Consider the following 20,133-nt stretch of genomic DNA (forward strand, 5'->3'; position numbering starts at 1 on the left):
TTTTCTATATAACGGATCACCCATTATTTGCCGAGAATTCCATGACATTAATCGGAACTGTGCGCTGATATGCCCCTCCATCTTCCCAAAACGGAGTGACTTTATCTCCATGAATGGCAAGAATCCCAGTATTTTGATTTCCAATCACAAAGTCCTCAAAGATACCCTTTCCAATCTCCTCTTTCCCCTGTTTAATTTTCCCTTCGCGAGTGTCCCAAACTGAGAGATGATTGTTTTTGTCGAGAAGAACGACATACTTACTATATGTCCCAAGCTTTTTTACCTCACCTTCATGAGCAATCTCTTCTCTCCTTTTTTCTCTTAAGCGATACACAATTCCTTTGCCTTTAGAAACATAGGCGATGGTCTCCTTATCGACCATGACCGGAGTCACTCCTTCATCTATCCTCTGAAGTTTCCACATTTTCCCCGTTTCGTACTCAATCAAGAGCATGCCAAGTAAAAGATAACCATTCCCAATGGCTTTAGCTTCACCTTTTTCAATGCCGCATAACAAATGAGGAAACTGATACTGTACCCCTAATTCTTTTCCCAAAAGTCTCGGAACCATCTGATAAATGGGAGAAAACAAATGGTAGACTTTCATGGCTCCCGTTGAAGCGAATGTGATCACCTTGTCTTCAGCCACGCAAAAATCTACAAACTCACCTTCTATCGATAAGAGAAGGGTCCCTTTGAAGTCTCGAAACTGCAACTTTCCCTCCTCTAGGGAAAGAAGCATGCTTTTTAAAACCTCAAAGCGAGATGCATGAGGCACATTCACTTTTAAGCAGGTATGATTCCCGTAGTCATAAATTACCGCTCTTTTCTCTTCAGTTTGATAAACCACAACATAGGGCTCCGAGTGAATCGCATCCTTAGCGCTGACCCAAATTCTAGCTTTAGGATCTAAATTTAACCCGGTTAAATGACAAAGAGTGGGAAGATAAGAGTCCCCTTGTTTGCTCTTCATGAGAAATAGAGACTGATGCGTTTGAGCCGCATTATGATTAAAAAAGAGGTTTGCATTGGAAACAATGCTAAGTAAAACTCCAGGAATAAACCAGACAAAAAAAGCAATCACACGAGAAATGACTGTTTCAGGCGAAAAGGGAGAAAAAAGTGTAGCCGCTTGGAATGTCATTTCCGTCAGAACCAATGCTGCTCCTAAAGAAACAATCACTGCAAGAGCTTTTTCAATTGGTGACATTCTTTCATACAAACTTCCCCGATCAACCCCACTCACTTCCCCTTCTCCTGTAAAATGAACAATTTCTGACATTATTCTTCTCCTGATCCTTTGACTTGAGATGGTACAAAAGAACAACTAAAAACGGGGAAGATATGAATCGAGCCATCCAAACCTTTATCAATAAGGAGCATTTTTCCTCCGAGAAGACGAGAATCATATGAAGACACTTGCGATCCAACTGGGACAATCATCGTTCCTCCTAGTTTGAGTTGGTCGAGGAGTTTTTGAGGGATATTTTTACACATGAACCCAACATGGATAACATCATAAGGAGCTTGAGGGTAGTACCCATTTTCGCCATTACCAGTGACCCAATGAAGGCGCTTTATTATCTCTGCCTCTAGAACTTGACAGTTGTTAGCTGCAAGCTCAGTTAATTCTTCGTAGTACTCAATCCCAATAACTTCAGCTTGTGGTGCCAAAAAAGCAAACATCGCTGCTAAAAAGCCGGTCCCAGTCCCCACATCAAGAATGGTGGTTGCTGTTTTAAAACGCTCTTTTAAAAGTTCCAAGCAAAATACATGGATATGTGGAGAAGAAATACACATTTCTCGTCCAATATCAATCGCTGTATCAAAATAGGGATACCTCGGTGCAAAGAAGGCGCGATCGATCTTATAAAGAGCCTCTTCAATCTGAGGAGTTCTAAGAATCGAGTTGCCCTTAAGACCTTTGATCAAAGACTCGAGAGACTCGTGCTTTTGCACCATCATCTGTTTAATATCAGTCTTACGAACTATCACTACAGGCCATTCCATCACGGGCAATGAGCTATCAAAGACTCTTACTAATGCTTCCTCACCCTGTAAATTAAGGATTTCAGCTGAACAATACTTCTCATTCCAGGGTACAACGCACCAATTCCCCACGCGGCTCACTGTTTGTTTTTTGATCCGATCATCGATCGCGTTAAGCTCCTGATCATGAGCAAATAAATTTATGACAAAAAAGAGAAGAAAACATATTTGAATTCGCATCTGTGGTCCTCCTAGGTGAGACGAATTTTAGGAAAAAACCAAGAGTTATGGTACAATTCTAAGTATGAAAAAGCGATTATTTCTTTTATTTTTTCTCCCCTTTTCTCTCTGTTTTGGCATGAGCCTTAAGGAAAAGTTTGCCCAGTCCAAACCTGGCACCTACGTCGTCACAGAGCAAAACAAAACTTACACTTTGCTCCATGTTCATACACTCACTCCTGACGAACTTTTGCTCGAAGAGATCAGTATTCCTAGACATCTCGTCACGACTAAAGATTGGAAAAAATGGGTTGAAACTGGTGCAGAAGGGCACACTTCCTGGATCCTCTATGCCGTTGATCTTGTAGAAAACCAAGTCACCGAATGCTACTCCTTTACTAGACAAGCTCATTTGCCAACTCAAAGCATGGATGCTTTTCTCACTACGCTCATCAGCCTCAATTTGACCTTTTTGCCCGAAGAAGAACGGTTGCAAACCGGTCCCACCTCGAGGCCAGGAGAAGTCGGTTCTTCTAAACCTTGGGGCCCTCCAATGATGCGAGAGGGAAAAAAAGTAAAAGAAGCAGCTTACGATGTTTACACCTCTTCTTGGCCACAAGATCAATCAGAACTTTCTGGGAAGAAAATTGTCCTTTATTTTGATAAAGACCATGGTGAGTTTCCCTTCCCATACTGGATGCAAGCTCGCGAAGGAGGCCTCAAGTTTAAAATTCGAGCAACTGACTCCGGAACAGATCTCTGCTCTCCCAAAAAATCTCTTCCAAGAAGGGCCCCCTCCTTTAATGGCGGCATGGCCAAAGAGGGTGATAAAGCCTATTTCAATTTAAATGCCCCACTCTATTTTCACACCCTCAAACTCTATGCCATTGACATTTCTGTCAGTCCCCGCCTCACCATTTCTATGCCTTGTATGATGAAACGGGATCAAGAACACATCACCCTAGAAATCAACTTAGAAACTCTAAGCGAAAAACTCCTTCAAGGGCATCAATACACTTGGATCGTCGTATCTGAAGAACACGACGTCTATGCAGAATTAGAGCAACCCACGTTGTTTAAAGGGATTTAAGACTGTTGATTTCTGAAGTAACGTAAGAGACCTGGGTGTAAAAGAGCTCAGCACTGCGTGCTACGACATTTGGAGGCTCATCCGAATCAATTTCATAAACATGTTCTTCGCCCAACCTAAGCACTTCTGTTACCAAATCATCAAGCTTATAATAAGCTGCATCGGAAATATCACGAATTTCTTGCATGATATAGTCAACATTGTTTTTCCAATCTTGATAGTCCAAGATCGTAGGAGGCTCTTTCAACTGATCTCCTAGTTGATAGAGCAAAACACTTAACTTGGCGCGCTGTTCTTCATTTAAATTCATGAAATCAAATTATGGGTTGATACAGATTAAAAATCAAAAATTCTTTAGACTCATTGCTAAGCGATTGAGTCCATTCATTAGAGATGCACATGTAGTGATATCGACAATTTCCCTTTCAGAAAACTCTGTCTTTAATAGCTTTTTTGTTTCCTGGGTTACTTTTATATATGTTAATTCTTCTGCCCAGCGCAATGCCAATTTCTCTCGCTCAGTAAAGACATCCGTTACATTCCAAACAACAAGGTGATTTCTTTTTTCTTCTGGAACACCTATTTTTTTTGCTTCATCAGAATGAATTTTGCAACAATATTCACATCCATTAATTTGTGAAACTCTGAGTTCAATCAATACCCTAATTGAAGGCTCCAATGGAGAATTTTTGAGGCTATTGTAACCTTTATATAAAAGCGAAATCGTCTCTTTAGAAATCTCGGCATAGTTCATGAAACTTCATTGCTCCTCATGATACTCAGTCTAAAATGACTCATGTTGAAACCATCTCTTTTGTCATGATTTCACTTCTTAATTTTCGTTTCAATTACACTCTTTTTTAAATATGCTATCAAGCTTGCCCTTCTTTCCCATCCCCGATAAGCATACAGAACTAACCCATCTCCTCCACATCACACCTTCATCAAAGTGGGCTCCATCTTGACTCGGCGCTCATCTTCTATCTATCTCAATTCTGTAGACCTATGCAGCGGAATTAGTCGCACTCTGAGGTATTAAAATGCAATTGATGCTCCGATATTGATACCTTGCATTCCTAAATTTCCATAGGCATAGCGGGAATTTTTTCCATCTTGGATGCTGAATAAATCTGATCTGTGAACTTCATGCAGATTGAATAAAAAATTCAACTCATAATGAGCATAAATTTGGAGCGCAACATTATTAATCATCATCCCCCATTTCGGACCTAAAGCTAGTTGGAAATGAGGAACAATGCGATGGTCATCAAAATGAGACTTAATCATATAAAACGGAGGTAAATTGTCTGGAGCGGTGACTTTGAACCTAAATCGATTTTCATAATACCCGTATAACAATCCGCTAGACACCATTCCCTCAATGCCAAATCCATAGCAAATATACCATTCGCCATCAACCCCAGCTCTAATTCCCCCGCCGGAAAAATCCCAATCACTAGTAATTGTGTTTTTGACATTGTTTTCCGCGAAATAGCTTACTTTCCAATTTTCATCGAACCATCCTCCAGTCAAACCCATGAAAAAACGAAAAATCATATCGTCAGCGAATAGAAGTCTTTTCTTGAGCAAGAGATTTGCAAGTGCATAGCTAAAACTTATAGAATTTGAAGCTTTGTAAAGGGAAGTAGTACCCGCTCTAAAAGGTAAAGTTCCATTCAACATATTAATAGTCGGTTTCGTTTCGCTACTAGATCCATCGGGATAAATGTAAGTAAAAATCCCATCAAGCTCCCAGTTTCTGGGTTGAAATATGCCTCCTATTCCCACACGTAAACCTGCAGTCCAATCAAAATTTGCCGATCTGATATTTCCATATTGACCAAACGCTTGAAATGCAGGTACACCTTGTTGCTGAGGAAGAAATTCGGATGGCTGACCCTTTACAACAAAATCTGAAGCGTTTTGGGTGGGCTTCCAATAAAGAAACTCTCCGTAAGCAAAAAAGAAGTTTCTATTTTCAGTTGGGCGATAATCTTTTATCACGCAATCATCAGTTTGAACTGACTGTGAAGAATTATAACCCTCAGAGTAACTTTTTTGCTGGTCTGAACAAAATACAAACGAAGTTGCAAAAACTAATGACAACAACCATAATTTTTTCATAAGAAACACCTTGAAAGCCTGTTTTGCTTTTTTCAATTTATGTATTTCCTTTGCAATTTACTATCAAGCTTTTCTTCTACTCAAACTACTTCAAAAGTTCGATTTTCGGCTGCGTCAAAACGCCATAATTTGCCAATCTTTTATTTCCTCATCTTCCTAATATTGGGTCGCTTACGATCGACGAATTCCGAAAGCTTTCGTGTCGCCCAAAACCAACTTTTGAAGTAGTTTGAGTATACAGATGCTCTTACCCATACTTTACTTTCTATTATGTGTGTTCAGTTTTGTTTCAACCAATGTTATTCAGAGTTATGAACAACTTTGCATCACGTAAAAATAAAAGGGTGCTTAAGGCTAGTTTTCTACCATAAAACGACGGTTTTATAATGTCTTAAGTTGTTTATTTTTAAAAATTTACAATTTACCTAGAGTAGTTAACAAAAAATTAACTTTACTTCATTCAAAAAGAATTGCAAGGTTTCGCACTCTTGAAACCCACAACATATGAACAAGTTTTCCACAATCCTTGCGAGAATAGCGAGAAATCCAGTACAATTTCAAAAAAATTCTCTTGGGATTCACATGAAAAACTACCGATTGAGAAAATCTCTCCACGTCTTTAGGCACGTCCTGCATCTTTACAAACGAAAGAAAAAGAAACTGCCTGAACTGCAGAAAAAAGAAATCGTCAAGACGTTAAACCATTTACAAGAAGAAATCCTCAATCGGGATCGCGAAGAAGCCAGCCGATATGCCCATGCCGCAGAAGACATTGCTAAATCATACCTCTTCAAAAAACCCCTAGAGAGATTTCGTGACTTCATTTTAGCACTAGTCTTTGCTCTCGTTGTGGCGACCCTTGTTCGAACAATGTGGTTCGAGTTTTATGAGATCCCTACAGGATCAATGCGCCCCACCCTGCATGAAAGTGATCGACTCGTCGTTTCAAAAACGACTTTTGGAGTGAATATTCCCCTTTACGCAGGGCACATCTTTTTTGAACCTGCCCTTGTACAACGGGCAAGCACGATTATTTTTACCGGAATAGGAATGGACATTCCCGATCTCGATACAATGTATTTCTATGTTTTCCCCGGAAAAAAGCAATTTGTGAAAAGGCTCATCGGAAAACCAGGCGATATCCTTTATTTCTATGGAGGGCTCATTTACGGGATTGATAAAGAAGGAAACGATATCTCTCAAGAATTGCAACCCGATATTCTTTCAAAAATCGATCATGTTCCTTACATCTATTTCAATGGACGGGTCGATCTCCCTTCTAAGCCTACAGGGAATGTCTACACACCTGCCATCTTACGTCAAATGAATCAAAAGGTCGCTAAAATCTCCATGGGGCCATACCATCAACCCTCAGGAACCCTCTTAGACCCGTACAAACATGGAGATAACGATTACTACGATTTATGGGGCTTTAAAAACTATGGAATGGCGCGCATTTTAACAAAAGAAGAAGTCCTCACTTTAACAGATACTCCACCAACTCAACTGCAAGACGCTCCCCTTTACCTAGAGATTTTCCATCATCCCAGTATTAAACACCCCTCAATAGAGCGCAACCGAGATGGCCGCCTTTATCCCGGTGTTGGTATCAGCCAAGCTGTTTTGCCCTTAAGTGAAGAAAACCTTAAGACCCTCTTCGGCAATATCTACACAGCCCGTTTCATCGTCAAAGATGAGGTTGCATCCCGCTACGGCAGCTCATTCAAAGCTGGGAAAGACTGCAGGATATGTGTCCCACTTAAAGGAGTTCCAGATGGCACCTACGAATTCTATTATGGCATCGGTTATAAAGTGCTTGCAACAGGGCTCAGAACAAAACTACCTTCCAATCATCCTCTCTACACCTTCACGCCTGAGCATGTTCAAACCCTCTATAACCTCGGAATTGAATGGCTCACTCCATTTAGCCCGGCAGCAAAAATTCCGGGGCTGCTTCCTTCCCGTTACGTCTACTATCGCGATGGAGATCTCTACGCCATGGGCGCCCCACTGATGAAAAAAGATGATGCTTCTCTTGTAAACTTCATCCAAAATGAGTATTTAAAACAACAAAACGCTCCCACATATCGCCCTTACATTCCCTTTGATGACAGTCCCCCACCCTTTGATAAAGACGGAAAAATCGATCAAGACTTTCTGAAGCAATATGGAATCTTAGTTCCCCCAAAACACTATCTCGTTTTAGGAGACAACTACGCCATGAGCGCCGATAGTCGTGATTTTGGATTTGTACCTGAGTCGAACATTCGTGGAGCCCCAGCATACATTTTTTGGCCTCCAGGCCCACATATGGGCCCCTTGTTGCAACCTACCTACCCCCTATTTAATTCGCCCAGGTTTGCGATTTGGTGCTTAGTGATTGTGATATTTATTATTTGGTGGATCCGTCACCATAAACAAAATAAACTCCCAATCAAAATTGATGAGCACTGAGATTCCAGCTCAAGCAGCCTCACGCTCCTTTTTTACACGGTTTGCCCTGATTTGGATGAATCTAGCAAGTGAGCCGTTTGTCGCTCTATACACTCTGCTTCTCTTCATCCTACGTAAAGATCTGAGCGCAACGACCCTTCAAATTACTGTCTTTGCAACCCTTCAACCCGTCATTGCAGTCTTTTCCTTTTATTGGAGCTCAAATTTACTGAGGCAAAGGACCAAACTGCTTTCCAATCTTATGGGTGCATGGGTACTTGGTCGACTCCCTTTCCTCTGTCTCCCCTTCATAGACAATGTTTGGTTTTTGATCTTCGCCGCGGGTCTCTATCAACTCTTTGAACGGGCAGGAATTCCTGCCATGATGGAAATACTCAAGTTAAATGTCACAAAAGATAGACGTGAAAAACTCTATTCACGTGTCTTTGTCCTAAAATTCATTGAAAGTATCATCCTAGGCGTTTTTGTTGGAAAACTTTTGGATATCCATCCAGGAACATGGAAAATCTTCTTTTTCATTGCAGCACTTCTTTCGATTTCTAGTATCTTCATTCAAATGCGAATCCCCCTTCCTACAAACCTCAAACCCGATGAAAACACACCCCCCATCACAACCAATCGCCTTCTCCAACCCATCAAAGACTGCATCCATCTCATGCGATCCCGTCCAGACTTTGCCCACTTTCAATGGGGCTTCATGATTGGAGGATTTGGCCTCATGTTGATGAAGCCCGCCTCGATTCTCTTTTATGTCGATCACCTTGCCCTTTCCCATGATCAAGTCACGATGGCCCGCTACATTTGGATGGGAATCGGTGTTGTCGCCTCCTCTTTTCTTTGGAGGCGAGCTCTCAATGCCATTCCCACCCACCGATTCACTGCAATTATTATCTTTGGTTTTAGCTTTTTCCCCCTCTTTCTGCTCTTGGCACAGTGGAATCAATTTTGGGTCAATATTGCCTTCCTCTTTTATGGAATCGCCCAAGCCGGAAGCCATCTCATTTGGACTCTTTCCGGAACCCTCTTTGCCAATAACGAAGACAGCTCCAAGTTCACTGGAGTCAATATTTTTATGGTTGGACTACGCGGCCTGATCGGCCCTGTATTAGGAGGCATTCTTTGTGGCCTGATCGGCCCTGTTCCCGTTCTTCTGATCGGTGCCATCATTTGCATTGGAGGAACAATTTACATGACACTCACAAAATCGATGTATGAAAAGAAAAGAAGCGCTCAAATCAAGCTGACCTAAGCGCTTAAGAAATTAAATTGTGCTTGGTTTTGGTTCAATCACTCCCCAATCAAAGAAATAGCATAGAAGAGAACTACCAAACTGACTTTGAACAAACTTAGAAACGCTCAAGGTGCGGTCAACAAGTGCAAATCCACCAAATACAGTTGAGCTCACTAAAACCGAAAGTGCAATCACAATAATACTCTTTGTAGATCTATCAAATTTTTTGCAGGCTTCGGTGTTATGAATCATGTAGTTTCCAGCAGTGATTCCGACTAAGTTTCCCAAACCGTTACTAACGATCATGGGAATGCTTCTTCCAAAAGCTCCGCCAAATAATACTCCAACACCCGCAATTCGAATTCCCACATTWAAGCAATCTGAAAAAGTGACTTGTTGCGTCATTATTTTTTCTCCATATAAAGATTTTTCTCAAAAACTTGGAGAAGAGTTTACCGCAAAGCTGAAAAAAAAGACTAGTAAATCTTGAGCGTCTTGAGATCTGCGTCAAGCTCCACCACATGCCCTAAAGGAAGGGTTGCTTGATTTTCAATATGACCACTTGGGAAATCGAGTAAGACAGGATAGGAGGCATTTTCAAAGTAATTTTTTAAAACCTGATTCAAATTAAAATCTTGGGGATGTTGTGGGTCGCAACCCGACCAGCTGCTCAGAATGAGACCTGCTATGTCATCAAGGAGTCCCGCTTGTTTGAGTTGGCACAGCATCCGATCGATCCTGTAAGAAAATTCGTTTACTTCTTCAAGAAGCAAGATCTTACCCTTCGTTTCAATTTGCCAAGGTGTCCCGACATGTGCTGCAAGAAGCGCTAAATTCCCTCCCTTTAGCTCTCCTGTTGCTTTTCCTGAAACAAGTGTTTCCCCTCCTTCAAAGATAAGCGTTTCTTGAACTCCTAAAAGGACTTTCCATGCATGCTTTTCGGCAAAAGAGCGATCCTCATCGGTCGCAAAGATGAAATTTGCATTGGGACCTAAATAGGTGATAAGCTCTGCTTTTTGATTCAGCGCGACATGCAAAGCTGTGATATCACTCATTCCAATAAAAATTTTGGGATTTTGACGGATCAAATCATAGTCAAGCTGATCGAGTAAACGGCCCGACCCATACCCTCCTCTTAAGCACCAAATGGCTTTCACATCTTCATCTTGAAAGGCTTCCATGATTCCACTTGCACGCTCTGCATCGGTGCCGCAAAAGCTACCCCATTGACTTTCTAGATTGCCTGCTAACTTGACTTTGAACCCCTTCACTTCAAGACTCTGTACGCAAGCAACTACTTCACCTTCTTTTTTCGAAAGGGAAGCAGGTGCGACAATTGCAATCGTATCCCCCGCTTGAAGCGGTGGAGGCTGAATCATCATTTTTTAACCTTTTCAATGTGAATGATGGCCTTTTCCCCATTGAGATCCCACTCCGTCCCTTCTGTCTTTTCAAACAAAACCTGGGATGCCAGTACTTCGTGGGAGATGATCTCTGAAAACTTCTCAAAACAGCTTTTCACTTTAGGTGTCGAATCGATGCGGATGCGGATGCGATCCGTCACTTCTAATCCTTCACTACGTCGCTGTGTGTTGAGTTTGTTTACAATCTCACGCATCAATCCTTCTTCAAGAAGCTCGGGAGTTAAACTGGTATCAAGGGCAATGGTCACATCTTCTTTTGTGGCGGCTACCATTCCCTCTTTCACTTGACGCTCAATGAGAACATCATCAGAAGTAAGGGTTATTGATTCTCCTTCCAAATAAACTGCGACTTCACCCCCACCAAGTAACGTTTTGACTTGAGCGTCATCAAAGCTGTCAACAACTCCTGTCATGAGTTTCATCAAGGGACCAAGCCGTTTTCCTAAAGTGCGGAAGTTAGGCTTAATGCTAAGTGAGACAAATTCGGTTTCCTTGGAATGAAACTGAATCCCTTTCACATTGAGCTCTTCCATAACGAGCTGCTGCTGTCCTTGTAATAGACGCAATGTTTCTTCATCAGCAGAAACAAGGTGAGCTTTGCCGAGAGGCTGACGCACTTTTAACTTGTGCTCTTTCCTCAAGGCATGTCCCATGCTGACAGCTGCTTGAACAAGGCCCATCTCTTTTTCCAATTTCTCATCTCGCAGTGAGCTATTGTAAGTAGGAAAATCTGCAAGATGGACAGATTCGGGATCTTGTTTCGTTCTCAAGTTTTGGAAGATAGCATCACTAATAAAGGGCACATAAGAAGCTGCAATTTTGGATAGCTCCTTGAGAACCGTATGGAGCGTTTCAAATGCCTCACGTCGGTCTGGGGTATCTTCATCTGCCCAAAAACGGTTTCGGCACCGCCGTATGTACCAATTGGTCAACTGATCGATAAAGTCGACAAACGGATCGACGGCGCGACTTAAAGCATAATCATCCATCCCCTCTTCCACATCGCGAACGAGCTTTTGCAAGAGTGACAAAATCCACCTGTCGATATCAGCCTTGGGAACATTAAACGTCTGCTCTGACGGTTTCCACTTGTAAATATCTGCATAGGTTGCCAAAAAGATATAGGAGTTCCAAAGCGGAATGAGGAATTGCCGTAAGACAAGTTCGACCCCTTTTTCACTAAAGCGCAAATCATCTGCTTGAACAGCTGGGCTGTGGAGCAAGTAGAGGCGGACTGCATCGGCTCCATACTTATTGAAGACGATTTCTGGGTCGGGATAATTGCGAAGTCGCTTTGACATTTTAGCCCCATCTTCGGCTAAAACAATCCCGTTTACAATGACATTTTTAAAAGCAGGTTTATCGAAAAGTGCAGTCGAGAGAATATTGAGTGTGTAAAACCAGCAGCGGGTTTGATCGAGCCCTTCCGCAATAAAGTCTGCAGGAAAAGCATCCATCGTCTCTTTTTCATTTTCAAACGGAAAGTGATTTTGTGCATACGGCATTGATCCAGATTCAAACCAGCAATCAAACACTTCAGGAATACGCATGTATACTTTACCATGCTCTTCAAACGTCAATTGATCGATGTGATGGCGATGCAAGTCATCAATCTTCTTTCCTGTCCGTTTTTCAAGCTCTTTGATACTTGTAATCACAACGCAATCCCCATCATTGCTACGCCAAACAGGAATAGGTGTACCCCAATACCGATTGCGGCTAATTGCCCAATCACGGGCATTTTCAAGCCACTTTCCAAAGCGGCCATCTTTAATGTGGCCTGGCACCCAATGAATCTGCTTGTTCATTTCAACGAGGCGATCTTTAATGGTTTCCACACTGACAAACCAAGTGTGGACAGCTTTGTAAATTAAAGGAGTGTCTGAGCGCCAGCAAAAGGGATAGCGGTGGCGGATTTGACCATGATGAAAGATGAGCTTTTTCTCTTTTAACCGGCGAATGATATCTTTATCTGCATCTTTTACAAACTGCCCTTCGTATTCGGGAACCTCGTTTGTGAACTTTCCATGTTGATCAACTGGGCAAACGAGTTCTATCCCTTCTTTTTTACAGACAAAAAAGTCTGCTTCGCCAAAGGCTGGTGCCGTGTGAACAATTCCAGTTCCATCTTCTTCTTCGACAAAAGCATCTTCAATAACGGTAAACGCATTGGGACTTGCTTGATTGACAAAATAATCAAATAGAGGATGGTACCGCTTGCCTTTGAGCTTACCGCCTTTAAATGTTTCGACAACTTCATAAGTTGCTTCATCTTTAAAGTAGGCCTGTAAACGCCCTTTCGATACCACGTAATGGTCGCCTGTTGCTTTGTCCTTCACCTTAACGTAAGTGATGGTATCATTGACGGTCACAGCTAAGTTAGACGGCAATGTCCAAGGAGTCGTCGTCCACACGAGTAAAAAAGTGTTAGGCTCATCCACAAGGGGAAATTTCACGATAAGAGATGGATCGTCCACGTCGCGGTAGTTCAAGTTTGCTTCGAAATTCGAGAGAGGCGTCCCAAGTTGCGCTGAAAACGGCATGACTTTAAAGCCTTCATAAACCAGATCTTTATCCCACAGTTGCCCAAAAACCCACCAAATGGTCTCCATAAATGTGGGGTCCATCGTTCGATAGGGATTTTTAAACTCGATCCAGCGACCCATGCGGTTGACAGTCCTTTCCCACTCCTTGGTGTAGCGCAGGACAATACTGCGACACTCTTCGTTGAATTTGGCAATCCCAAACTGTTCGATCGAGGTCCCTTTAGACAGTTCATAAGTGGTTTCGATTTCATTTTCGACTGGTAAGCCGTGGCAGTCCCAACCAAAACGCCTGGGAACATAGTACCCTTTCATGGTCTTGTAGCGGAGAACGACATCTTTGATCGTTCCTGCTAGCATATGGCCATAGTGAGGCAACCCTGTCGCAAAGGGAGGACCATCGTAAAAGGCAAATAGGGGCCTTTTTTCTCTTTGCTTCAAAGAAGCCTGAAAGACTTTATTTTTGAGCCATCCTTCGAGGATTCTTTCTTCTCTCTCAGGAAAGCTTTCTTTTCGATTTTCAAACATACGCTAAAAATATTACGAAGAGATTCTTTTTCCATAAAGAAAAAAGGACCCAATTTTGGGTCCTTTCAGAAAAAAAATATCTTTAGAGGCTGTCTCTACTAAAGATTAATATCCAGTACTAAATGTTTCACCAGAGTTTAGAGTCACTGTAAAGCGACCTTCAGAAGAATCAGAGATCACACTTGAAACACCTTGCTCCTGCAGATAAGCAATGACAGACATACGAAGTCCCATTGGCACTCCATTTGTTGCCATCGCAGCATTCACCCCTGTCAGTAGGTGAGGAACTTGCCCATGGAGCTGATAAGTAGAAATGTTTGCTGGCAGATTGTGAGGTATTGTGAGTTTTTGAATTTTTTCGCTCTCTGTGTTGTAAACAAGTAATGTGGTTACTCCAGCCCTTGTCATTGTCGCAACAGGATAGCTACCTTTTGGAACCACAACCTTAGCAACATTTCGCTCTGCTTGAGTTAAAATTGGAGTCACAGTCGTATCTGTGCCATTTACATCAAACGTCATTGCTCCTGTGTATTGGTCAAAACGGTCTGTCTTGGCCCCAATAGCTTGTGCAAGAGCTCGAGTTGCTTTAGGATCCACTCCATTTTCGACCATCATACGGCCCATTTGAAGGGTATGAATCGAATGATTTTCAAACTTTAGTTCATGTGTTGTTGTATCAAATGTGGCTAGCTTAATGTCTCCATCAACATGGACCCAAGCCACAGGATACCGATTTTCATTCCCAGCTAAAGCTTTCGCTTGATCGCGCGCTGTCTGTCCAAGAATCGGCTTCACAGTTACATTTGCGCCAGTCGAAGCTTGATAACTCATCGTTCCTGAAGAAGCCTCAATTAGCCCATTTTGATGACCAATCTTCTCTAAAAGAGCCATAGTCGCAGTAGGATTGACACCCCGTTTAAGCATCACATCACCCATTTTGGTGGTATTACTGGTTCTTTCGATGACTCCATATGGAGTTTGAACGCGACCTACAAGAGAGCCACCTGTTCCAGAGATAGTACCTGGACTGACTCCAAGGTTCATAGCTTGTGCTCTATCCGCATAATTTACTGATGTAGAATGAGTTGTATCAACACGTAATGCCATACGTTTCTTCCCTTACTTTGAGTTGTAAAATTTAATTAATTATAAAATCAATTATAACATTTTTTATTATAAATTAAAAATTAAAGTTTTATATTTATTAAATTATAAATTTTATTATTGCCTGAAATGGAGCTAAAATGTTAAATTTAAGCCAGATAAAGATGATTACCATCCTAATCAGCTCTATATAAGCTGTTTAGAGGAAAATCCCGCATTATGGTATAATAATGAGTGGGGGTGTACTGGTTTCGACTTGGAAATAAAGTACCGGTGGCATGCAGAGGATTCGGCTGGCCTCTTAAAAAAGCCGAGACCAATAATTGTCGATACTACAGAAGACTTTTATTTAGAAGCTGCTTAAGACCTAACCCGTCTATCTAGTAGCCGATAGCCTCGGACTGGACCAAGGGTCTGGGGGTTCTATCGCAGGATTCTTGGTATGAACACGCATCCTCTCGATCTCAAGAGCGTGTGTTCGAGATTAACAAGAGATGTGTCAGCCCCTAGTGGGGTGCCTTACAGCAAGGCTGGCACTATACATGAGGCACTAAGCATGTAGGCATTGCTATGGAGTTTACTAAGGACGAGAGTTCGATTCTCTCCACCTCCAGTTAAGCAGAAAAGCCCAGGTTGAACCTGGGCTTTTCTGCTTTTCAGGCTAGAAGTCTCGGTTTGAAAACCACCAAATTATTTGGTGTTATAACCAAAAAACTTGGTTGTATATCTAAAAAATATGTTTAGGTACGGTAAGATTTCTCAAATTCTGAAAGTAAAGGACTTTTGAACAGTTTCAGAAATGTTCGAAGGAGTTCTTTATAAAAATAGTCAGCGAGGGCCGCCATTTCTTTAGTTTCATCAGAATTTCCACTTAAAAACACCACAATTTCAGTCTCCTCTTTCTTGAAATACCTTTTAAAGTCGAGAGATTTCATGTGAGTAGATGCACTTAAATTTCTAAATATGAAAATGTAGAGCCATTCTAATGAAATCGATTCGATCTGCTTATCGGTATTGTGCTTGTCTACATGGTGCGCTCGCCCTTGCGTGCCTAAGATCAGAACTCCAGGAAATTTTTCGATTTTTGTTCTTACTTTTTTCTCTTGAGTAGCTATCTTTTTCAGAGTTTTTTCCACTTCTTTTATGGACACATTGGTTTCAGCCATACGATGAGGATTACGCTTTAAAAATTTTAGAGCATGTTCAAGCTGCTTTTTCCTTTCCAATAGGCTATCTAGATAGCAGACATGCGTATGTTTTCTTCTATTGCAAAACAAGAATCTTGCGTTTATGAGGTTCTCACAAAGCGAGCGTAAGAGAACAGTGCTGGGAGGAGATCTATTTTCCTGGCATAAGCAAAAAATTCCTTCTGTATAACTATGTGCAGCTACAAGCATGGGGAAAAACACCTTCTTTACTCCCCTTAACCTAGGAATTTTGATGTTTTACTGCTCCATGCACTTTACGCCACAATCTAAGAGACCGCCTAAAGAAGATAGATTTGTCATGAAATGATTCTTACTTTGTAATTTGTATAGAAGGACAAGCACCAGCTAAGCCCATATAAAAAACCACATCTTATTAAATAATAGATATCTCTCTTCTTAAGACAATTTTCATAAATAAGGATAGGTACCGCTTCTATTTAAGGAACACACCCCCTCGGCTTTTCTAAGGTGCTCGCTCCGCCTGCTGGAGTCCCATTAACTTTCTGTCAGGTGATTTTCTGAGCTTGAATAGAAGAAGTCAATATACTCGGGATCTTTACTTTGCGCCAATCAAAAGTCTTGAATTCGTCTCTAACTTTTATTTTCGCATCTTATTCATTTTCAATAATTTGAATTTAATTTTTCCCTTACTAGGAAGTTCTTAACTTCCCGATGCTTCCGTGTCAAATTCCTAGTTAAAAATTAAAAGATTAGGATACAAAATGCTCAATTAGATGCTTCTAACAGCATGACCTAGGTGATGATGGGAGAAGGTCTCAAGCCTGCAAAAAAATGATTGTTTCAACAACGTCCTACTTAGTGTCTTTTATGAAAACGCCCTGGACAAACTCTTTGATGACTTTATAAAAATATAATGACACCATCCATAAAGCCCATCGCAATATAGGTCTTTCCGTTCTGTTCAAAAGTAAAAACGGAGTCAAACCTTTTAGCCATAGGTATCGAATGTTCACACTTACCTGTTTCTAGGTTCCAGACAGTTAACAATTCACTACTTTCAGCATCTGTGAATCTTGATTGGAATCCTACGACCAATTTTAATTCCCCGTTTAAAACAGCTGGTGCTAGCATGCAATTTGTCAATTCCGGCCCCTGCAAGATATGCTCACACTCACCTGAATGCACATTCCAAACACGAACAACACCATCCTGAGAGCCTGACACAATCTTTACCTGGCTACCAACTGTAAAACTTGCAACAGACGTAACCCAATCTTCATGCCCTAGCAGCACATGCTCACATTTGCCGGTCTGTGCATCCCAAATACGAACAGTCTTGTCAATAGAGGCTGAAACCAGTTTTGTTTTTCCATCTACAATACAGGTTGCAACCGCTTCAACAGATAGCTTATGTCCACGTAGTGTATGCTCACATTTGCCGGTTTTCATATCCCACGTATGAATATCTCCATCATTATGAACATATCCATTTTCCGCTCTATATCCATAGCATCCCGATCCTGACAGGATCTTTGGCTTTCCATCGGTAACAAATGTTGCAACAGCCGTAGCAGTACTTATATGACGCCGCAATGCATGTTCACACTTGCCTGTTTTCAAATCCCAAATACGAATAGTATTCTGCACATACTCAGACTCCTTAACATTCAAAGAGCTTGAAAAAGTATTATCATACCCAGCTATGACTTTGATTTCTCCATCTACAACACAAGTTGTAACTGAACGAACATATCCCTCATGACTCCCCACCACACCTTCACACTCACCCGTTGCAAAGTCCCAAATTCTAAGAGTTTTATCATACGGGCCTGGTGCTATAACCTTGGTCTTTCCCCCTAACATACAAGTCGTAACTGGTTTGAGACTACCTTCATAGTTAAATAACTTTACAGCCTTAACATCTGCATAAGTTGAGGCTGTCAAAAAACCAAGGAAACAAAGAAGACTAAACAAAAATAGTTTGGGTTGAATTAGGATTTTATTCACGCGAAGGGTCTCCTTAATCTTATTATCATGAAAATATTTATTCTTAAGAACAAAAGTATCTCATATTCTTCAATTCTCTTGCAACGGTTACTTAGATCGTTAACGCCTCATGCTGCTCCTCCTATTGTGGTCGCTAATGAGCCGATCAGCAATTTCTCAAACCACAAAACCAAAATAGGCACAGTGAAATTACTAACAGCCCTCGACGTTATCAAGGACCGCTTAGCTGGCTATTACCATTGAGGAGACAGGGAGGGGCTGGAACAGGCTGTCGACGTTTGCAGAGAGGTCAAACATATCAACTTTGATTACATTGAACGCTGGACTAAGCAATAGGACCTTCTAGAGAGATTCTGGGGTTCCTAAGTCGCCTGGAGCGTGAGCCGAGCTAATAACGCCGTGCCTTTAGTCCAGTTCATCCAATCAAAAGTTCTAAGTGCATCCCCCTTCTCTTCTAAAAATTCACAGTTGTTTTATAGAACCACCAATACTACTCTTCAATTGCCAAAGATCTCTTAAGCATTCCCCCCATAGTAGCTAAGCATTTCATCTGGGCTTTTTTGAAGATTTTTGATAAAATACCCCCTATGAACATGATCATTCGATTAGCTAAAATTACTGAGCTAAAGCAAATAGAAGTATTGATGAAAAGCTCCATGAAAGTTTTAGGGGTAGGTCATTATTCTTCAGACCAAATCAACTCTTGTTGCCAATTTGTCTGTGTTCCTGATCAACAACTGATCGAAGATAGGACTTTCTTTGTTGTGTTAACAAATGATGGAACAATGATTGGCTGCGGAGGCTGGAGTTTTAGAAGTAAGCTTTACGCAGGACCTTCAGAAACTCCTAACAAAGCAGAGCAGCTTAATCCTGTGCATGATCCAGCTCGAATAAGAGCTATGTTCGTCGATCCCGCTTACAGTGGTAAAGGAGTTGGCTCTTTGATTTTAAGCCATTCAGAGAAAGTTGCCAAAGCAAAAGGATTTACTAAGGGGGCTCTTGGTGCCACTTTATCTGGATTCTCGTTTTACAAAGCAAAGGGATGGGATAAAGTATCTGAAGAAGAAGCAATATTGCCAGATGGGACCTCTATTCAGGTTGTCCAAATGGAGAAATGTTTTTCCTAAACCTTTTAAGCGCCTAACCAACAAATAAATTGGTAGTTTATGGTAGAGTGTGATTTTGGAACCCCAATCACCGAAAGAACCTTCAATGCTAGAAAAACGCACCTCTTCAGACCAAGCCATCATTCATTGTCTTAGCGCTAATTATGGCATTGATGTCGCAACTCTTACATTTCTTCCTTGGGGAGCAGACACGAATGCCTCTGTCTATAAAGCTCAGACACCTAACCAAGAGTCTTATTTTATCAAGCTCAAGCAAGGGCACCGGCATGAGATCGGCATTGAAATCGTAGAGCTTTTACATCGGGCTGGGATTCGACAAATGATTCCCCCTGTTAAAACAATTCACAACAAGCTCACTCATCAAGTTGATGATTGTACTCTCATTGTCTACCCCTTTGTGGACGGGCAAGACGGATTCACCCGCAGCCTAACAGATGATCAATGGACAGCTCTTGGCAAAGTGCTAAGACAGGTTCACGAAGTTGAAATCCCTTCCTCCCTCCAAAACCAAATCCGGCAAGAGACTTACTTAGCAAAGTGGCGCGATGTCGTTCGAGCGATCTACGTGTATATTGAAGATAAACTCATCACCGATGAGGTCGGTCTAAAACTGCAAAAATTTATGAAAGAGAACATGCCAGCCATTCGCCGCCTCGTAGAGCGCGCCGAGCAATTAGGAAAAAAACTCCAGGATCAATCATCCAAATTTGTCTTGTGTCATTCAGATATTCATGCTGGGAATATCCTCCTGAATGGAGATCATAAAATGTACATCTTGGATTGGGATGAGCCTATCCTAGCCCCAAAGGAACGGGATCTCATGTTTATTGGGGGCGGTGTTGGAAATGTTTGGAATCGACCGCATGAGGAAAAGCTTTTTTACCAAGGATACGGTCAGGCGGAAGTTGACCCGACAATCCTCACTTATTACCGCCATGAACGGATCGTAGAAGACATTGCTATCTATAGTCGAGAGATACTTTTAACTCCGGGCAGAAGCAAAGAAAGACTTGAGATGTACGGACACCTCATAGACCAGTTTGCCCCTCGAGGCGTGGTAGAAATTGCTTTCGAAACAGACGCAAATTACACCGTTCGTAAAAAATAAAATCATGAATTTAACA

The 20,133-nt window shown here is 41.6% G+C and carries 17 protein-coding genes and 1 other RNA gene; 7 read left to right on the top strand and 11 right to left on the bottom strand.

Annotated features, from left to right (window positions below; translation table 11 throughout):
• Positions 1-16: 16 nt before the first annotated feature.
• Positions 17-1,282 carry a hypothetical protein gene (locus tag SNE_RS08185; RefSeq protein ID WP_013943931.1) on the bottom strand — a complete coding sequence of 422 codons (1,266 nt, stop codon included), beginning with the start codon at positions 1,280-1,282 and terminating at the stop codon, positions 17-19.
• Positions 1,282-2,229, bottom strand: a complete 948-nt coding sequence (locus SNE_RS08190) for a methyltransferase domain-containing protein (RefSeq protein ID WP_013943932.1) — start codon at positions 2,227-2,229, stop codon at positions 1,282-1,284. The genes SNE_RS08185 and SNE_RS08190 overlap by 1 nt, the downstream gene beginning before the upstream one ends.
• A 64-nt stretch (positions 2,230-2,293) precedes the next feature.
• Between SNE_RS08190 and SNE_RS08195 the strand changes: the two genes are divergently transcribed.
• The gene (locus SNE_RS08195) at positions 2,294-3,298 is read left to right on the top strand and encodes a hypothetical protein (protein WP_013943933.1); all 1,005 of its coding nucleotides are present in this window, start codon (positions 2,294-2,296) and stop codon (positions 3,296-3,298) included.
• Here the strand turns inward: SNE_RS08195 and SNE_RS08200 are convergent.
• The 3 genes from SNE_RS08200 to SNE_RS08210 form a co-directional block, all read right to left on the bottom strand.
• On the bottom strand, positions 3,285-3,608 hold the full coding sequence (locus tag SNE_RS08200; RefSeq protein ID WP_013943934.1) for a hypothetical protein: 324 nt from the start codon (positions 3,606-3,608) through the stop codon (positions 3,285-3,287). The genes SNE_RS08195 and SNE_RS08200 overlap by 14 nt on opposite strands.
• A 33-nt stretch (positions 3,609-3,641) precedes the next feature.
• Positions 3,642-4,052, bottom strand: a complete 411-nt coding sequence (locus SNE_RS08205; protein WP_013943935.1) for a carboxymuconolactone decarboxylase family protein — start codon at positions 4,050-4,052, stop codon at positions 3,642-3,644.
• A 281-nt stretch (positions 4,053-4,333) separates the two neighbouring features.
• The gene (locus SNE_RS08210; protein WP_013943937.1) at positions 4,334-5,458 is read right to left on the bottom strand and encodes an Lpg1974 family pore-forming outer membrane protein; all 1,125 of its coding nucleotides are present in this window, start codon (positions 5,456-5,458) and stop codon (positions 4,334-4,336) included.
• Positions 5,459-6,004: 546 nt separating this feature from the next.
• Here SNE_RS08210 and lepB point away from each other — a divergent pair.
• Positions 6,005-7,876, top strand: coding sequence for a signal peptidase I (lepB, locus tag SNE_RS08215; RefSeq protein ID WP_065757313.1), 1,872 nt, complete (start codon positions 6,005-6,007; stop codon positions 7,874-7,876).
• Complete coding sequence (locus tag SNE_RS08220; RefSeq protein WP_013943939.1) at positions 7,866-9,125, top strand: MFS transporter; 1,260 nt, start codon at positions 7,866-7,868, stop codon at positions 9,123-9,125. The genes lepB and SNE_RS08220 overlap by 11 nt, the downstream gene beginning before the upstream one ends.
• Before the next feature lie 12 nt (positions 9,126-9,137).
• Here SNE_RS08220 and SNE_RS08225 read toward each other — a convergent pair whose 3' ends face one another.
• The 4 genes from SNE_RS08225 to SNE_RS08245 all read right to left on the bottom strand — a co-directional run bounded on the left by SNE_RS08225 (position 9,138) and on the right by SNE_RS08245 (position 14,709).
• On the bottom strand, positions 9,138-9,512 hold the full coding sequence (locus SNE_RS08225; protein ID WP_053225352.1) for a hypothetical protein: 375 nt from the start codon (positions 9,510-9,512) through the stop codon (positions 9,138-9,140).
• A 71-nt stretch (positions 9,513-9,583) separates the two neighbouring features.
• Positions 9,584-10,489 carry a S66 peptidase family protein gene (locus SNE_RS08235; protein ID WP_013943942.1) on the bottom strand — a complete coding sequence of 302 codons (906 nt, stop codon included), beginning with the start codon at positions 10,487-10,489 and terminating at the stop codon, positions 9,584-9,586.
• Positions 10,486-13,602 (bottom strand): isoleucine--tRNA ligase, encoded by a 3,117-nt coding sequence (ileS, locus tag SNE_RS08240; protein ID WP_013943943.1) that lies wholly within the window; start codon positions 13,600-13,602, stop codon positions 10,486-10,488. The genes SNE_RS08235 and ileS overlap by 4 nt, the downstream gene beginning before the upstream one ends.
• A 105-nt stretch (positions 13,603-13,707) precedes the next feature.
• Positions 13,708-14,709, bottom strand: a complete 1,002-nt coding sequence (locus SNE_RS08245) for a hypothetical protein (protein ID WP_148258993.1) — start codon at positions 14,707-14,709, stop codon at positions 13,708-13,710.
• A 233-nt stretch (positions 14,710-14,942) separates the two neighbouring features.
• Here SNE_RS08245 and ssrA point away from each other — a divergent pair.
• Positions 14,943-15,322, top strand: a transfer-messenger RNA (tmRNA) gene (ssrA, locus tag SNE_RS12560).
• A gap of 124 nt (positions 15,323-15,446) precedes the next feature.
• Here the strand turns inward: ssrA and SNE_RS08250 are convergent.
• The gene (locus SNE_RS08250) at positions 15,447-16,115 is read right to left on the bottom strand and encodes a DUF5677 domain-containing protein (protein WP_269453434.1); all 669 of its coding nucleotides are present in this window, start codon (positions 16,113-16,115) and stop codon (positions 15,447-15,449) included.
• A 660-nt stretch (positions 16,116-16,775) separates the two neighbouring features.
• Positions 16,776-17,882: a WD40 repeat domain-containing protein gene (locus SNE_RS08255; RefSeq protein ID WP_013943946.1), complete on the bottom strand. Its 1,107-nt coding sequence runs from the start codon at positions 17,880-17,882 to the stop codon at positions 16,776-16,778.
• 78 nt (positions 17,883-17,960) lie between these two features.
• On the opposite strand from SNE_RS08255, the gene SNE_RS13200 reads away from it, so the two are divergent.
• From SNE_RS13200 to SNE_RS08265, 3 genes are all read left to right on the top strand, one after another.
• Positions 17,961-18,125, top strand: a complete 165-nt coding sequence (locus SNE_RS13200; protein ID WP_158307229.1) for a hypothetical protein — start codon at positions 17,961-17,963, stop codon at positions 18,123-18,125.
• Between the two features lie 344 nt (positions 18,126-18,469).
• Entirely contained in the window at positions 18,470-19,009 is a 540-nt protein-coding gene (locus SNE_RS08260; protein ID WP_013943948.1) for a GNAT family N-acetyltransferase, read from the top strand.
• Between the two features lie 85 nt (positions 19,010-19,094).
• Entirely contained in the window at positions 19,095-20,117 is a 1,023-nt protein-coding gene (locus SNE_RS08265) for an aminoglycoside phosphotransferase family protein (RefSeq protein WP_013943949.1), read from the top strand.
• The last annotated feature ends 16 nt before the right edge of the window (positions 20,118-20,133 follow it).

Source organism: Simkania negevensis Z, from assembly GCF_000237205.1.
Classification (GTDB): domain Bacteria; phylum Chlamydiota; class Chlamydiia; order Chlamydiales; family Simkaniaceae; genus Simkania; species Simkania negevensis.

Bases quoted from the DNA above. Each gene is read 5' to 3' on its own strand.
- SNE_RS08185 (WP_013943931.1), bottom strand. From the start codon at position 1,282: ATGTCAGAAATTGTTCATTTTACAGGAGAAGGGGAAGTGAGTGGGGTT.
- SNE_RS08190 (WP_013943932.1), bottom strand. From the start codon at position 2,229: ATGCGAATTCAAATATGTTTTCTTCTCTTTTTTGTCATAAATTTATTT.
- SNE_RS08195 (WP_013943933.1), top strand. From the start codon at position 2,294: ATGAAAAAGCGATTATTTCTTTTATTTTTTCTCCCCTTTTCTCTCTGT.
- SNE_RS08200 (WP_013943934.1), bottom strand. From the start codon at position 3,608: ATGAATTTAAATGAAGAACAGCGCGCCAAGTTAAGTGTTTTGCTCTAT.
- SNE_RS08205 (WP_013943935.1), bottom strand. From the start codon at position 4,052: ATGAACTATGCCGAGATTTCTAAAGAGACGATTTCGCTTTTATATAAA.
- lepB (WP_065757313.1), top strand. From the start codon at position 6,005: ATGAAAAACTACCGATTGAGAAAATCTCTCCACGTCTTTAGGCACGTC.
- SNE_RS08220 (WP_013943939.1), top strand. From the start codon at position 7,866: ATGAGCACTGAGATTCCAGCTCAAGCAGCCTCACGCTCCTTTTTTACA.
- SNE_RS08235 (WP_013943942.1), bottom strand. From the start codon at position 10,489: ATGATGATTCAGCCTCCACCGCTTCAAGCGGGGGATACGATTGCAATT.
- ileS (WP_013943943.1), bottom strand. From the start codon at position 13,602: ATGTTTGAAAATCGAAAAGAAAGCTTTCCTGAGAGAGAAGAAAGAATC.
- SNE_RS08245 (WP_148258993.1), bottom strand. From the start codon at position 14,709: ATGGCATTACGTGTTGATACAACTCATTCTACATCAGTAAATTATGCG.
- SNE_RS08260 (WP_013943948.1), top strand. From the start codon at position 18,470: ATGAACATGATCATTCGATTAGCTAAAATTACTGAGCTAAAGCAAATA.
- SNE_RS08265 (WP_013943949.1), top strand. From the start codon at position 19,095: ATGCTAGAAAAACGCACCTCTTCAGACCAAGCCATCATTCATTGTCTT.